The sequence below is a fragment of the Lolliginicoccus lacisalsi genome (assembly GCF_014841105.1).
Taxonomy (GTDB): Bacteria; Actinomycetota; Actinomycetes; order Mycobacteriales; family Mycobacteriaceae; genus Lolliginicoccus; species Lolliginicoccus lacisalsi.
In genome coordinates, this window is record NZ_JACYWE010000002.1 from 460,180 (window position 1) to 474,947 (window position 14,768).

Sequence of the window (14,768 nt, forward strand, 5' to 3'; positions counted from 1 at the left end):
CGGGCTGTGAGAGCATTCACACGCGCCAGCCGGACCGGCCTCGCGCGCCACGCGCCTCCTGTCTAGCCTGGAGTGGTGGCGAAGACATTCGTGGGAGCCCGGTTGCGACAACTGCGGGCCGAGCGTGGCCTCACCCAGGTGGAGCTCGCCAAGACGCTCGATATCTCCCCCAGCTATCTCAACCAGATCGAGCATGACGTCCGCCCGCTCACCGTTCCCGTGCTGCTGCGCATCACCGAGATGTTCGGGGTGGACGCCACCTTCTTCGCGGCCCAGGACACCACCCGCCTCATGGCCGAGGTCCGCGAGTTCCTCCTCGACGGGGAGGTCGGAGTCGATGCCGACGCCCAGGAGGTCGCCAGCCTCGTCCAGTCCCACCCGCTCATCGCTCGCTCGCTGGTGAACCTCCACCGCCGCTACCGCAACACGACATCCCAGCTCGCTGCCGCCACCGCCGACCGGTTCAATGACGGGAGCGGGTCCGCCACGATCAGCATGCCGCACGAGGAGGTCCGCGACTTCTTCTACTCGCGGCAGAACTACTTCCACGAGCTCGACACCGCTGCCGAGCAGCTCACCACCCGCATGCGCATGCACCATGCCGACGTGCGGCGCGAGATCGCCCGGCGCCTCGAGACCACCCATGACGTGCAGATACGCAAGCGCATCGACCTCGCCGACTCCGTCCTGCACCGGTTCGACCCCAAGACGCGGGTGCTCGAGATCTCCACACATCTCTCCTCGGGCCAGCAAGTGTTCAAGTTCGCCACCGAGCTCGCCTACCTCGAGCGCGGCGACCTGCTCGACGAGCTGGTCGAGCAGGGGAACTTCCGCTCCGAGTCCGCCCGGCGACTCGCGCGCATCAGCCTCGCCAAGTACTTCGCCGCGGCAACGATCCTGCCGTACAAGCAGTTCCACGAGGTCGCCGAGGACTTCCGCTACGACATCGAGCGGCTCTCGGCCTTCTACGCGGTCAGCTTTGAATCGATCTGCCACCGCTTGTCCACCCTGCAGCGCCCGAACCTGCGCGGGGTGCCGTTCTCGTTCGTGCGCGTGGACCGGGCCGGCAATATGTCGAAGCGGCAATCCGCCACCGGCTTCCACTTCTCCTCCACCGGTGGCACCTGCCCGCTGTGGAACGTCTACGAGACCTTCGCCTACCCGGGCAAGATCATGCGCCAGATCGCCGAGATGCCCGACAAGCGGCGCTACCTGTGGGTCGCCCGCACCGTGGAGCGGCGCGCGGCGCGCTATGGCCAGCCCGGCAAGACCTTCGCCATCGGGCTCGGCTGCGAGCTGCGCCACGCGAGCCGCACCGTCTACTCGGACGGCCTCGACATCGGCAGCGGCGGCACCGCCACGCCCATCGGCGTGGGCTGCCGGATCTGCGAGCGGGAACGCTGCCCGCAGCGGGCCTTCCCCACCATCGGCAAGGACGTCGACCTCGACGAGCACCACAGCACGATCGCGCCCTACGTGATCCAGGGGTCGGGGCGGCCGGGCCCGACCGAGCGCATCCCCGACGAGGAGTTCGTGCCCCACCTGTGACATCCGGCGAGCGCTCCGTGTCCTGATGGAGGGTCGATCGCGATCACATCTTTATCCGCGAGTTGCCGCGCGCGCGGCCGCCCCGCCTAGGGTGGACAGGACCTGTCCCGGTGACACACGTGGTACCGGGATCACGCTCAACGCTAGGGGAATCCCATGCTCGCAACATTCATCGGCATGCTCGCCGATTTCGGCCAGTTCATCCAGGAGAACGGCGGTCGCGGTGATTTCGAGAACCTCGATGTCGTGCTCGGCGCCTTCGAGGAGCAGGTCTCGATGTTCGGCTCCTGATCCGGCAGGCCACTGAGCTAGCAGGACACTGAGCTAGCAGGCTAAGGCGGCGGTCCCTCTCGCAGGGGCCGCCGCCTTGTTGCTGCCCCAGGGTTGCTGCTCCAGCGCGGGCCGCGGGGCGAATGCGAGGTTTTACTCCTGCGTAACCGGGATTCATATCGGCGTGACCAACAGACACGTTCTCGAAACAGGCGCTCCCTAGCGTTCCCCTCACCGGATCGGCGCGGCCCTCGGTAGGCCGCGCCGTACCGCCCAGGGACTCGGAACGAAAGGTGCGTTGAATGAGGCTTACCAAGCGCGGGGTCGCCGCCCCCACCGCGATCGTGGCGGTCGGACTCCTGCTCACGGCATGCGGAAGCCGGTCCGGGGATGAAACAACCTTCGCCGCGACCGAATCCTGCGTCGACACCTCGGGCGACACCATCAAGGTGGGCTCGCTCAACTCGCTGACCGGCACCATGGCGATCAGCGAGGTCACCGTGCGCGACTCGATCGCCCTCGCGGTCGATCAGATCAACGCCGATGGCGGCGTCATGGGCAAGCAGATCGAGGTCGTGGGCGAGGACGGCGCCTCGGATCCCGCGAAGTTCCGGGAGAAGGCCGAGAAGCTCGTCCGCGATGATTGCGTCGCCGCGGTGTTCGGTGGCTGGACCTCCGCGAGCCGCAAGGCCATGCTGCCGGTCTTCGAGTCCAACAACGCGCTCCTGTACTACCCCGTGCAGTACGAGGGCCTCGAATCGTCGCCGAACATCTTCTACAGCGGCGCCACCACCAACCAGCAGATCGTCCCCGCCCTCGACTACCTCAAGGAAGAGGGCATCACGTCGATCTATCTCGTCGGCAGCGACTACGTCTTCCCGCGCACCGCCAACGACATCATCAAGGCCTACGCCACTGCCAATGACATCGAGGTCCTCGGCGAGGACTACGTTCCGCTCAGCGGTTCCGCGGACTTCTCCACGATCCTCAACAAGGTCCGCTCGGCGCAGCCCGACGCCATCTTCAACACGCTCAATGGCGATGCCAACGTCGCGTTCTTCAACGAGTACGCCAACGTGGGCCTCGAGGCCGCCACCACCCCGGTCATGTCGGTGTCCATCGCCGAGGAAGAGGTCGCGAGCATCGGTGTCGACAACATCGAGGGCCAGCTGACCGCCTGGAACTACTACCAGACCGTCGATACGCCCGAGAACGCCGCTTTCGTCGCCGCGTACAAGGATCGCTACGGCCAGCAGAAGCCCACATCCGACCCCATGGAGGCCGCCTACACCTCGGTGTTCCTGTGGCGCGCCAGCGTCGAGGAAGCGGGCTCGTTCGACGTCGATGCCGTTCGTGATTCGGCCGGAGGCGTGTCCTTCGATGCGCCCGAGGGCACCGTCGTCATCGACGGCGAGAACAACCACCTCACGAAGACCTCCCGCATCGGCGTCATCAACTCCACGGGCCTCATCGACACCGTCTGGGAGTCCGAGGGGCCGATCGATCCCGATCCATACCTGACGTCCTACGACTGGGCCGAAGGGCTCGGCGGGAACTGACCCCACCTCGCGGGCCCGCGCTGATCACCGGCGCGGGCCCGCTCCCGTGCCACTCATCCCTCACAGGAAGGACTGGGAACCGCGATGGACATCGTGACCAGCCAGCTCTTCACCGGCCTCAGCATGGGATCGATCCTGCTGCTCATCGCCCTGGGCCTCTCCCTCACCTTCGGCCAGATGGGCGTGATCAACATGGCCCACGGCGAGTTCATCATGGCCGGCTCCTACACGGCGTTCGTCGTGCAGCAAGTGTTCTCGAGCGCCGGGGCATCGCTACTGGTGTCCCTCGTCCTTGGCTTCCTCGTCGGTGGCATCCTCGGCGTCATCCTCGAGATGACACTGCTCAAGCGCATGTATCACCGTCCGCTCGACACGTTGCTCGTCACCTTCGGCGTGGGCCTGATCCTCCAGCAGGTCGCCCGGGACATCTTCGGCGCCCCCGCCGTCAACGTCGTCACCCCTGACTTCCTGCGCGGCGGCATCGAGATCTTCGGCAGCGTCGTCCCGAAGACTCGCATCTTCATCCTGCTGCTCGCGATCGCCTGCGTCATCGCGCTCGCCGCCGCCCTCAAGTACACCCCCATGGGGCGCAGGGTGCGCGCGGTCGTCCAGAACCGTGATCTCGCCGAGGTCAGCGGCATCTCCAGCCGGCGCACCGACATCACCACCTTCTTCATCGGATCGGGCCTCGCCGGCGTCGCGGGGGTGGCGCTCACTCTCATCGCCTCGACGAGCCCCACCATCGGGCAGTCCTACATCGTGGATGCGTTCCTCGTGGTGATCGCCGGCGGGCTCGGCCAGATCCGTGGCGCGGTTATCGCCGCGTTCGCGCTTGGCCTGCTGCACTCGGTGTTCGAGTACTCCACCACGGCGAGCATCGCCAAGGTCCTGGTGTTCGTCGTGATCGTCATCTTCCTGCAGGTCCGCCCCCAGGGCCTGATCAGCGTGAAGACAAGGAGCCTCGCGTGATCCAGACAACCAGCACGCCCAGCCCGCCCACCACTCCCGGCGGCGACCCGCGCCCGTCCGCTCGCCCCCGCTTGGTCCTCTCGCGCTACACCACCCTCCTCGGCTTCGGCGCCGGCGCGCTCGTGCTGTTCGTCGTCGCCCCCGTCCTGCTCAGCGAGTTCCGGCTCGGCCTGCTCGCCAAGTTCCTCACCTTCGCGATAGTGGCGGTCGGCATCGGTCTCGCCTGGGGCCGCGGTGGCATGCTCACCCTGGGCCAGGGCGTCTTCTTCGGGCTCGGCGCCTACATGATGGCCATGCACATGAAGCTCGCGGACGCCACGATCTCCGGCGGCCCCGGCACCCTGCCCGACTTCATGCAGCTCGGTGGACAGCGCGAGCTGCCCGGCTTCTGGCTCCCGTTCACCAGCCCCCTGGTCACCCTCCTCGCGATCGTGCTGGTACCGACCAGCCTCGCGCTGCTGCTCGGCCTCGGCATCTTCAAGCGACGCGTCAAGGGCGCCTACTTCGCCATCCTCAGCCAAGCGCTGGCCGCCGCCTTCGCCATCCTGCTGATCAGCCAGCAGAACACCCTCGGCGGCTCCAACGGCATCAGCTACTTCCGCACCTGGTTCGGGTTCAACCTGCGCGACCCAGCCAACCAGCAGATGCTGTACTTCATCGCAGCCGGGACGCTGCTCGTCATCATGGCGATCACCTGGCAGGTCATGCGCAGCCGCTATGGCGAGCTGCTGATCGCGGTGCGCGACCAGGAGGAGCGCGTGCGGTTCCTCGGCTACGATCCCGCCAACATCAAGCTCGTGGCGTACGTGATCGCCGCGCTGTGGGCATCCATCGCGGGAGCGTTGTTCGTTCCGATCGTCGGCATCATCACACCGCAGGACGTGGGCGTTCTCGCCTCGATCGCGTTCATCATCGGCGTCGCCATCGGTGGCCGCACCACGCTGCTCGGCCCGGTGCTCGGCGCGATCGCCATCGCCTGGGCCCAGACCTCCCTGTCCGAGCAGTTCCCCTCCGCCTGGACCTACGCGCAGGGCGCGCTGTTCGTCCTCGTCGTGGGCTTCCTGCCCGGCGGCATCGCCTCGCTCATCGTGTGGCGGCGGCGCGGCAAGCAAGCGGACCAGTCGAAGGAGGCCAGCGCATGACCAGCCACGCCCCGATTCCCGGCGGCAATGCCGGAATGAGCTCGGAATACCTCGAGGTGCGCGGCCTCACCGTGGACTTCGACGGCTTCAAGGCCGTGCAGGGCGTGGACCTCACGCTCCTGCAGGGCGACCTGCGCTTCCTCATCGGCCCGAACGGCGCGGGCAAGACCACCCTCGTCGATGCCATCACCGGCCTTGTCCCCGCCACCGGTTCCGTGGAGAAATCCGGGGTCGAGCTGATTGGCAAGCCCGCCCACAATATCGCCCGCCTCGGCGTGGGACGGACGTTCCAGACCGCCAGCGTGTTCGAGGAGCTCACCGTCCTGCAGAACCTCGACATCGCCGCCGGGGCCAAGCGTTCCCCCTGGTCCCGGCTGCGCAGCCGCACCACCATCGAGCCCCGCATCGAGGAAGCCCTCGAGACGACCGGGCTCGGCGCGCTGCGCGAGACACCCGCCGGGATCCTGGCCCACGGGCAGAAGCAATGGCTCGAGATCGGCATGCTGCTCGTCCAGGACGCGACCGTGCTCCTTCTCGACGAGCCCGTCGCGGGAATGAGCCACGACGAGCGCCAGCAGACGGGCGAGCTGCTCCAGCGGATCGGGGGCGAGCGCACCGTCGTGGTCGTTGAGCACGACATGGACTTCATGCGCCAGTTCGCCACCTCCGTCACCGTGCTCCACGGCGGGCAGGTCCTCAGCGAGGGCAGCGTCGCCGAGGTCCAGGCCGATCCCCGCGTGCAAGCCGTCTACCTCGGCACCGCCGCCACCGCGGAAGGAAACGATCATGCTTGAGCTACGCGAGGTCCACACCGGCTACGGCCGCTCCACCGTAGTCCACGGCGCCTCCATCACCGTCCCGCCGGACGGCGGGGTCGCCATCATGGGGCACAACGGGGCGGGCAAGACGACACTCCTGCGCGCGGCCGTCGGGCTGTGCAAGGCCACGAAGGGAACCGTCCTGCTCGACGGGGAGGACGTGACCAGCATGCGCCCCAGCGGCCGGGTCGCCCGCGGGCTCGCCTACGTGCCGCAGGGCCAGCAATCCTTCGGGCAGCTCACCACCCTGGAGAACCTGCAGCTCGTCGCGGACGGACGAGCGCGCGGCAAGGATCTCATCGACGAGGCGCTCGACATGTTCCCCGCGCTCACCGCCCTCCTCCCCCGCAAGGCCGGGCTGCTCTCCGGCGGCCAGCGCCAGCAGCTCGCCATCGCGCGCGCCCTGATCACCGAGCCGCGCATGCTCATCCTCGACGAGCCCACCGAAGGCATCCAGCCCTCGGTCGTGCAGGAGATCGAGGAGAAGATCCTCGCCCTCACCGAGCGCGGCAACCTCGGCGTGCTGCTCGTCGAGCAGCACATCGGCTTCGCGCTGCGGGCCGCGCAGCACTACTACGTCATCGAGGCCGGGCACATCACCGCCAGTGGCGACGGTGGCACGATGGCCGCGAGCGAGGTTCGCGAGGCCATGGCGATCTAGCATGGCGATCTAGCCCTGGCGATCTAGCCCTGGCGATCTAGCCCTGGCGATCTAGCCCTGGCGATCTAGCTCTACTGGCACGGCAGATCTCCCGAGGAACCCATGGCGGGCACGTATCGTGAACGGCATGGGCAAGTGGGAGAACAACCTCAAGGGCCAACGGATCCTGATCACGGGCGGGGCGCGCGGCCTGGGCGCGGCACTCGCCCGCGCGCTCACCGCGCATGGGGCGAGCGTCGCGCTGCTCGGCATCGAGACCGACCTCCTCGAGAAGGTCGCGGCGGACTGCGCCGCTCCGTGGCGGGAATGCGATGTCACCGATGCGGCCGCCGTGGACACCAGCATCGCTGAGCTCGTCGGCGAGCTCGGCGGTCTTGATGCCGTCATCGCCAATGCCGGTGTCGCCGCGCAGCTCCCCCTCATTGGCGGCAATCCAGACGTCTTCCTCCGCACCGTCGATGTCAACATCGTCGGCGTCTACAACACGATCCGTTCCGCCGGGCCGCACGTATGCCACGACCGCGGCTACGTGCTCCTCATCTCCTCGCTCGCTGCGGCCATCCACTTGCCGCTGCTCGGCGCCTACAGTGCCTCCAAGGCCGCCGTGGAAGCACTCGGCGACGCGCTTCGGGCCGAGCTGCGGCCCCACGGCGGCGCCGTTGGCGTCGCCTACTTCGGCGAGCTCGATACGGACATGACCGCACGTGGATTTGGCACCCGTGCGGCCGCGGAGCTCGTCAAGAACGTGCCCATGCTCAAGGTGGCGCGGGTCGAGCCAGCCATCCGAGCGCTCGAGCGCGGCATCGCCAAGCGTTCCCGCATCATCGTTTCCCCGCGCTACACGGGACCGATCCTGCATTCGCGGGCGGTCGCGCAGCGCATCATGGAGATCGCGATGCGCCGCAACGCCGCGGCCGCGCTCGAGATCGCCCGCGCCGAGAACGCTCCGCTCACCACGATCCAGCCCGAGCATCCGCGCAAGAACCGCACTGGAGGAGCAGCCTCGTGACAACCCCCCGAATCCCACCCGGAGGGCTCGCCGAGCTCGGCCCCGCCAACTGGTTGTTCACCAGGCTCGCGCGGCGAGCGATGCGCGTCGAGGACGTTCACCTGTTCAGCACCCTGGGCCACGCACGGGGGCTCTTCCGCGCCTGGCTGATGTTCTCCGCCCGCCTCATGCCCTTCGGCTCGCTCCCGCGCTACGAGGTCGAGATGCTCATCCTGCGCATCGCCCACTTGCGTGGCTGCGCCTATGAGCTTGATCATCACGAGCGCCTCGGCCGCCGCGCCGGGCTCAGCCCCGCCCTGATCGCCAGGGTCCAGGAAGGGCCCGCCGCGGCCGGCTGGTCGACCCGCCACCATGCGCTGCTCGTCGCGGTGGATCAACTCGTGGGCACCAAGGACATCGATGATGACGCCTGGCAGGCTCTCACGCGATTCCTCGACGAGCGCGAGCTCATCGAGATCGTGATGCTCGTCGGGCAGTACGATTCGCTGGCCACCACGATCCGCGCGCTGCGCATCCCCCGCGACACCCGGCCCGCGGCTCGTCGCCAGGCCAACGCCAACTAGCGCCCGGGGCGATCGCGGGGGCTGCCACTTGTGTGCGGTTTCGCACCCCCGAGCGGGCCGGGAAGGGTGCGGAAGGTAACACTTCCGGGGCTGGGGACCTTCGGGTCTGGGGACCTCGCGCGCGAATAGCGCGGGAGGGGCACCCACCTCGAGTGGCTGCCCCTCCCGCTAGCGCGTGGGTCAGAAGTTGATCATGTGCCCCGCGAGCCCATGGATGGCTTCCTGCAGGGCCTCGCTCAGCGTGGGGTGGGTGTGGACGTTCCGGGCGAGCTCGTTGACGGTGAGGTCCCACTTCTGGGCCAGCGTCAGCTCGGGCAGCAGCTCGGATACGTCCGGGCCAATGAGGTGGCCGCCGAGCAGCTCGCCGTACTTGGTGTCAGCGATGAGCTTGACGAACCCGGTGGCGTCACCGAGGCCATGCGCCTTGCCGTTAGCCATGAACGGGAAAGTGGCCACCTTGACGTCGTGGCCCTCGTCCTTGGCCTGCTGCTCGGTGAGGCCGAACGACGCCACCTGCGGCTGGCAGAACGTTGCCCGCGGCATCATGCGGTAGTCGCCGAGCTCCAGGGTCTCCGCGCCGCCGATAGTCTCGGCAGCGACGACGCCCTGCGCCTCCGCGACGTGAGCAAGCTGCAGCTTCGCCGTGACGTCACCGATCGCATAGATGTGCGGAACGCTGGTGCGCATGCGGGCGTCGATATCGATGGCCCCGCGCTCGGTCACCGAGACGCCGGTGTTCTCAAGGCCATATCCCTCGATGATCGGGGCGAAGCCAATGGCCTGCATGACCTTGTCGACGGTGACGGTCTCGACCTTCTCGGACTTGTTGTCCTTGATCTTCACCGTGACCTTCGAGCCATCATCGTCGAGGCTCTGCACCGCGGCGCCAGTCCTCATGGTGACGCCAAGCTTCTTGTAGGCCTTCTCGATCTCCTTGGAGACATCCGCGTCCTCGTTGGGCAGGGCACGGTCGAGGAACTCGACGATCGTGACGTCCACACCGAAGTTGGCCAGCACGTAGCCGAACTCCATGCCGATCGCGCCTGCACCAATGATCAGCATCGAGCCGGGCAGATCACGTGTCATGATCTGCTCCTCGTAGGTCACCACGTTCTCGCTCAGCTCGGTGCCGGGCAGCAGCTTGGTGCTGGCCCCCGTCGAGATGATGGCGTTGTCGAACGTCAACGTCTCGCTGCCACCCTTGGCCAGCTCGACCTCGATGGTGCGGTCGTCGGCGAAGGAGCCGCGCCCCTCGTACTCGGTGATCTTGTTCTTCTTCATCAGGAAGTGCACGCCCTTGACACGACCGTCCGCCACCTTGCGGCTCCGGTCGAAGGCAGCGCCGAAGCCCATCGAGGGGTTGCCCTCGATGCCGAACAGCTTCGCTTCGTTCGCGAGGAGGTGCGCGAGCTCCGCGTTGCGCAGCAACGCCTTGGAGGGGATGCAGCCCACGTTCAGGCACACCCCGCCCCAGTACTTCTCCTCCACGATCGCGGTCTTGAGGCCCAGCTGCGCGCAGCGAATCGCCGCGACATACCCGCCAGGTCCAGCTCCGAGAACAACAACGTCGTAATGTGCAGCCACGGTGTACGAGCGTAGTCCTGTGCCAGCGGTCTGTCCCGCGTTGGGGTCGAATCCCCCGAATCCGCCGCTCCCCGGTACCCCGCGGCGCATACTAGCGAAACCGGGAACGACCAGTACTCAATGACGAGGAGCTGGGCCAATGACCGACCTTGCCCATCACGAGACCACGGCGGAGCATGACGCTGGCGACCCCGCCCCCAGCACCACGGAATGGTCGGCGACCCGCATCGCGGCCGCCATCGCGGACGGCAGCATCTCCGCGCGCGGCGTGCTCGACCAGCACATCGCGGTGCTCGACCGGAGCCGCTCGCTCAACGCGATCGCGGCCGATCGCTTCGACGACGCGCGGCGCGACGCCGATCAGATCGACACGAGCACGGTGCCGCGCCGCTCGCCCCTGCTCGGCGTGCCCTTCACGGTGAAGGAATTCATTGCCGTCGAGGGCATGCCCAATACGGCAGGATTTCCTCATCGCCGGCGCCACCGCGCGCAGCAGGATGCCCCCGCGATCGCGAGGCTGCGCGCCGCCGGAGCGATCCCCCTCGGCGTCACCAACTCCGCGGGCCCCATCTTCTGGATGGAGACCTACAACCCCCTGTATGGGCGCGTCAGCAACCCCTACGACCCCACCCGCACCGCTGGTGGCTCCTCGGGCGGCGATGGCGCCGCCGTGGGCTGCGGGGGCTCCCCCCTTTCCGTCGGTTCCGACCTAGGCGGCTCGCTGCGCATCCCGGCGTTCTTCAACGGGGTGTTCGCGCCCCTGCCCTCGGTGGGGCTCGTGCCGACGACCGGGCACTACCCCATGGCGCACGGCGAGGCCCGCCGCAACCTGTACCTCGGGCCCATGGCCCGCCGCGCCACGGACCTCCATGCCGCGCTCGCCGTGATGGCAGGACCCGATGGGGACGATCCGCACTCGCGGCTGATGCCGCTGCATGATCCCGCCCATACCGATCTCGCGGGCATGCCCGTCATCCTCGCGATCGACTCCACCATCACCAAACCAGGGATCGAGCTCGAGACCGCCCGCTACCTCGCGGCCAACGTCCTCGAAGCACGCGGCGCGATAGTGACCGAGACGTCGCTGCCTACGCTCCGGTGGGCGCTCGCGCAGGCCTTCGCCTCCTTCAGCTCCACCCTGGACATCGCCGGCACGGTCGCCGACATTCTCGGTCGCGGCCATGATGGCGCGGTGCCGGCCTTGCTCCACGCGCCGCTCGCGATCCTACGGCTCGCTGAGGTGGCCCCCGTCCGCAGCGCGAGGATGCTCGCCGCCCGCAAGCTCGTCAGTGCCGCGGAGAAGGCCGCCGATCAGATCACCGAGCTGCTCGGCGACGGAGCGATGCTCTACCCGCCGTTCCCCCGGCTCGCGCCGAAGCACTTCACCACCTACGGCCAGCCCTGGCTCGCCTCCAACACCGTGGTGTTCAACATGCTGGGGATCCCGGTCACGCAGGTGCCCACCGGATTGGGCAGCACCGGGCTCCCGCTGGGCCTCCAAGTGGCCGCCGCGCCCGGCAACGATCACGTCACCATCCGGGTCGCGCAGGCGCTGGAGGAAGGCCTCGGCGGCTGGCGGCCACCACGGATCCCGTGACTCGCCCTGCCCGCACGGGCATCACGCCGTCGGTTCACGCACACTGGAGGCCATGGATGACCCCTACTTGTGGCTCGAGGACATCGACGGCAACACAGTCCTGGACTGGGTGAGGAAGCACAACGACACGACGCTCGCGGCCTACCGCGGCGATCGGCTCGATGCTCTCGAAGCATCGATCCGGGCAGCTCTCGACACCGATGACCGCATCCCGTACGTGCGCAGGCGCGGAGAGCACCTGTACAACTTCTGGCGCGATGCCACCAACCCCCGCGGCATCTGGCGGCGCACCACCCTCGACGAGTACCGGAGACCCGAGCCAGAGTGGGAGATCCTCATCGACGTGGATGCGCTCGCCGAGGCCGAGGACGAGAACTGGGTCTGGGCGGGCGCCTCGGTGCTGCGGCCCAGCTTCGACCGCGCCCTCGTGGCCCTGTCCCGTGGCGGCGCCGATGCCTCCGTGATCCGCGAGTTCGACCTCGCCGAGCTGCGGTTCATCCCTCACGGATTCCACCTCGACGAAGCGAAGTCGGACGTCAGCTGGATCGACCGCGACACCATCCTCGTGGGCACTGATACCGGTCCCGGCTCGCTCACGAGCTCTGGCTACCCGCGCATCGCGCGGCAATGGCGCCGCGGCACGCCGCTCGCCGAGGCGGAGATCCTGTTCGAGGGAGAGCCCAGCGATGTCGCCGTCAGCGCATCGCATGATCCCACTGCGGGCTACGAGCGCACCGTCATCGAGCGGGCCATCGACTTCTACCGCTCCGAGCATCATGTCGTCACCCCCAGCGGATTGCGCAAGCTCGACGTGCCCGAGGATGCCCAGGTCTCCCTGCACAAGGACTGGCTGCTCATCCGCACGCGATCGCCGTGGCGGACAGGTGGCCGCGAGCACCCGGAGGGGACGCTCCTGCGGACATCCGTCGCCGACTACCTCGACGGGGACATCCAGGTAGAGACCGTGTTCGAGCCCGATCCCGCCACGACCCTGCTGCAATGGTCGTGGACCGACGCCTCCCTCGTGGTGGTGACGCTGCGGGATGTGCGCACCGAGATCAGCGTCGTTGACCCCACCACATGGGAATGGCGCCCGATCACGGGGATCCCCGAGCTCGGCAGCACGCAGATCACCGCGACGGATTCCGACAGCGACGAAGTGTTCCTGGCCTCCAGCGGGTACACCACCCCGGCGACGCTGTGGCACGGCTCCGTCGCGAGCAGCGCAGTGGACGTTGCGCCGATCAAGCAATCCCCGTCGTTGTTCGACTCCAGCGGCATCTCCACCACCCAGCACTTCGCCATCTCCGACGACGGCACCCGCATCCCCTATTTCGAGGTGCGCTCCCACGACGGCCCCGGACCCACGCTGCTCTACGGCTATGGCGGGTTCGAGAACTCCCTCGTCCCTGCCTACAGCCCCGGGGTAGGACTGGGCTGGCTCGAGCAGGGCGGCACCTTCGTGGTGGCGAACATCCGCGGCGGCGGAGAGTACGGCCCGCGCTGGCATACCCAGGCGCTCCGGGAAAACCGCGAGCTCGCCTACCAGGATTTCGCGGCAGTAGCCCGGGACCTCGTCGAACGCGGCGTCACGACTCCCCAGCAGCTCGCCGCGCAAGGCGGGAGCAACGGCGGCCTGCTGATGGGCGTCATGCTGACCCGCTACCCAGAGCTCTTCGGTGCCATCGTCTGCCAGGTTCCCCTCCTCGACATGCAGCGGTATCACCTGCTGCTCGCCGGGGCCTCCTGGGTGGCTGAGTATGGCGACCCGGAGGACCCAGCGGACTGGGCATTCCTCAGCAAGTACTCCCCGTACCACAACGTCGATCCTGATCGGACGTATCCTCCGGTGCTGATCACGACCTCCACCCGCGATGATCGTGTCCATCCCGGGCATGCGCGAAAGATGACGGCCTTGCTCGAGGAGACCGGCCACGAGGTGAAGTACTTCGAGAACATCGAGGGCGGGCATAGTGGTGCAGCGGACAACGCGCAGCTCGCGTTCAAGACCGCGCTGGCGTACCAGTTCCTGCACGCCACCCTGGGATCGGCCCGCTAGCGGACATGCGCCTGCCCGGCCGAGCGAACGACGCTGGCCGGGCAGGCCGCGCGCACTGGCTTGCTACCGGATCGCGTCGATCCACTGGCTGATCCGCTCGACGGTGGGGCCTGGATCCCGGATCCACCCATTGTGGCCCTGGGGCTTCGCGTTGTACCAATGCTCCACGCGGGCGGATCGCAGCTTGTCGACCAGGGTGTTGACCGAGGTCGAAGGGGCGACGTCATCGCGCGCGACAGTGATGGCGAGGACATCGAGCTCCGCCTCCTCCAGCGATTGCTCATAGTCGATATCAGCGTTGGCGGGCGAGATCCGGCCCGTGCGCGCGAACCGGGACCAGTCCTTGATCAGCACGCGGGACTGGCGACCGAATCCGGCGACGTTGACGCGATCGCCTGGCCAGTATCCGGCGATCCCCGCGGTCAACGACATCATGTGCCCGCCCACGAGGGGGCCGAGAGCTTTCATGCCCGGAAAGCCCCGGTAATAGGGGGATCCAGCTCCGACGAGGACGATTCCGCCGATGGCATGCGGGGCCCTGGCACCGACGAGGCAACTCACCTGACCGCCCAGGGAGTGACCCAGGAGGAACGGGGTCGCTTCGGGCGCATGCTCGTGCAAGACCTCGAGGGCGCTGGGAATGTCGACCGTGACGAGGTCGTGGTAGCCATATTCGCTATCGGGCGAGGGGCTGGGGTCGCTGGCGCCCTGGCCACGCAGTTCCGTGATCGCTGCCGGGTAGCCGCGCTTGTTGAGCTCCCGGGCCAGCGGATCGTAGTAGCCGGCGGGCAGGCCTAGTCCGGGGATGATGAGGAAACTACTGCCCGCGGGAGGCGTTCCCTCAGCGAATACGCGGACGGGGGTGACGGTACTGTCGGGCATCTGTATGGGGACCGTGATCATCGCGCACCTCCAGCGTGGTGTTGGTGACCACTGTATGCGGTGGGCGCACGGCTGGGGCGGAGACGCCCTCGAGGGGCTTCCCCGCT

12 protein-coding genes and 1 pseudogene are annotated in these 14,768 nt (G+C 67.9%); 11 read left to right on the forward strand and 2 right to left on the reverse strand.

The features are described 5' to 3' along the window. Window positions 1–75: 75 nt before the first annotated feature. The 9 genes from ramB (at window position 76) to HT102_RS05685 (ending at window position 8,539) form a co-directional block, all read left to right on the forward strand. Window positions 76–1,548: an acetate metabolism transcriptional regulator RamB gene (gene ramB / locus HT102_RS05650; protein WP_192038397.1), complete on the forward strand. Its 1,473-nt coding sequence runs from the start codon at window positions 76–78 to the stop codon at window positions 1,546–1,548. Between the two features lie 156 nt (window positions 1,549–1,704). Further along, window positions 1,705–1,839: a hypothetical protein gene (locus HT102_RS16125; protein WP_269902743.1), complete on the forward strand. Its 135-nt coding sequence runs from the start codon at window positions 1,705–1,707 to the stop codon at window positions 1,837–1,839. A gap of 281 nt (window positions 1,840–2,120) precedes the next feature. Next, window positions 2,121–3,377: an urea ABC transporter substrate-binding protein gene (gene urtA, locus HT102_RS05655; protein ID WP_192038398.1), complete on the forward strand. Its 1,257-nt coding sequence runs from the start codon at window positions 2,121–2,123 to the stop codon at window positions 3,375–3,377. Between the two features lie 84 nt (window positions 3,378–3,461). Beyond that, window positions 3,462–4,346: an urea ABC transporter permease subunit UrtB gene (urtB, locus tag HT102_RS05660; RefSeq protein ID WP_192038399.1), complete on the forward strand. Its 885-nt coding sequence runs from the start codon at window positions 3,462–3,464 to the stop codon at window positions 4,344–4,346. A gap of 71 nt (window positions 4,347–4,417) precedes the next feature. Further along, window positions 4,418–5,488 (forward strand): urea ABC transporter permease subunit UrtC, encoded by a 1,071-nt coding sequence (urtC, locus tag HT102_RS05665; protein WP_225443323.1) that lies wholly within the window; start codon window positions 4,418–4,420, stop codon window positions 5,486–5,488. Next, entirely contained in the window at window positions 5,485–6,282 is a 798-nt protein-coding gene (gene urtD, locus HT102_RS05670) for an urea ABC transporter ATP-binding protein UrtD (RefSeq protein WP_192038400.1), read from the forward strand. The genes urtC and urtD overlap by 4 nt, the downstream gene beginning before the upstream one ends. Continuing rightward, window positions 6,275–6,967: an urea ABC transporter ATP-binding subunit UrtE gene (gene urtE, locus HT102_RS05675; RefSeq protein WP_192038401.1), complete on the forward strand. Its 693-nt coding sequence runs from the start codon at window positions 6,275–6,277 to the stop codon at window positions 6,965–6,967. The genes urtD and urtE overlap by 8 nt, the downstream gene beginning before the upstream one ends. Before the next feature lie 127 nt (window positions 6,968–7,094). Next, window positions 7,095–7,976 (forward strand): SDR family NAD(P)-dependent oxidoreductase, encoded by an 882-nt coding sequence (locus tag HT102_RS05680; RefSeq protein WP_192038402.1) that lies wholly within the window; start codon window positions 7,095–7,097, stop codon window positions 7,974–7,976. Continuing rightward, window positions 7,973–8,539 carry a carboxymuconolactone decarboxylase family protein gene (locus HT102_RS05685; RefSeq protein WP_192038403.1) on the forward strand — a complete coding sequence of 189 codons (567 nt, stop codon included), beginning with the start codon at window positions 7,973–7,975 and terminating at the stop codon, window positions 8,537–8,539. The genes HT102_RS05680 and HT102_RS05685 overlap by 4 nt, the downstream gene beginning before the upstream one ends. 180 nt (window positions 8,540–8,719) lie before the next feature. Here the strand turns inward: HT102_RS05685 and lpdA are convergent, their stop codons facing one another. Then, the gene (gene lpdA / locus HT102_RS05690; protein WP_192038404.1) at window positions 8,720–10,123 is read right to left on the reverse strand and encodes a dihydrolipoyl dehydrogenase; all 1,404 of its coding nucleotides are present in this window, start codon (window positions 10,121–10,123) and stop codon (window positions 8,720–8,722) included. A 139-nt stretch (window positions 10,124–10,262) separates the two neighbouring features. Here lpdA and HT102_RS05695 point away from each other — a divergent pair, with 139 nt between their 5' ends. Both HT102_RS05695 and HT102_RS05700 read left to right on the forward strand, forming a co-directional pair. Further along, on the forward strand, window positions 10,263–11,720 hold the full coding sequence (locus HT102_RS05695) for an amidase (protein WP_192038405.1): 1,458 nt from the start codon (window positions 10,263–10,265) through the stop codon (window positions 11,718–11,720). Next, window positions 11,716–13,779: pseudogene (locus HT102_RS05700) on the forward strand (prolyl oligopeptidase family serine peptidase); the annotation flags it as partial. The gene HT102_RS05695 and the pseudogene HT102_RS05700, both read left to right, overlap by 5 nt. 63 nt (window positions 13,780–13,842) lie before the next feature. On the opposite strand, the gene HT102_RS05705 reads toward HT102_RS05700, so the two are convergent. Further along, window positions 13,843–14,682 carry an alpha/beta hydrolase family protein gene (locus HT102_RS05705; protein ID WP_192038406.1) on the reverse strand — a complete coding sequence of 280 codons (840 nt, stop codon included), beginning with the start codon at window positions 14,680–14,682 and terminating at the stop codon, window positions 13,843–13,845. Window positions 14,683–14,768 lie beyond the last annotated feature (86 nt).

What these genes read in the sequence shown, in the direction of transcription:
- HT102_RS16125 (WP_269902743.1), top strand. Translation starts at nt 1,705, where the DNA reads ATGCTCGCAACATTCATCGGCATGCTCGCCGATTTCGGCCAGTTCATC.
- urtA (WP_192038398.1), top strand. Translation starts at nt 2,121, where the DNA reads ATGAGGCTTACCAAGCGCGGGGTCGCCGCCCCCACCGCGATCGTGGCG.
- urtB (WP_192038399.1), top strand. Translation starts at nt 3,462, where the DNA reads ATGGACATCGTGACCAGCCAGCTCTTCACCGGCCTCAGCATGGGATCG.
- urtD (WP_192038400.1), top strand. Translation starts at nt 5,485, where the DNA reads ATGACCAGCCACGCCCCGATTCCCGGCGGCAATGCCGGAATGAGCTCG.
- urtE (WP_192038401.1), top strand. Translation starts at nt 6,275, where the DNA reads ATGCTTGAGCTACGCGAGGTCCACACCGGCTACGGCCGCTCCACCGTA.
- HT102_RS05680 (WP_192038402.1), top strand. Translation starts at nt 7,095, where the DNA reads ATGGGCAAGTGGGAGAACAACCTCAAGGGCCAACGGATCCTGATCACG.
- HT102_RS05695 (WP_192038405.1), top strand. Translation starts at nt 10,263, where the DNA reads ATGACCGACCTTGCCCATCACGAGACCACGGCGGAGCATGACGCTGGC.
- HT102_RS05705 (WP_192038406.1), bottom strand. Translation starts at nt 14,682, where the DNA reads ATGATCACGGTCCCCATACAGATGCCCGACAGTACCGTCACCCCCGTC.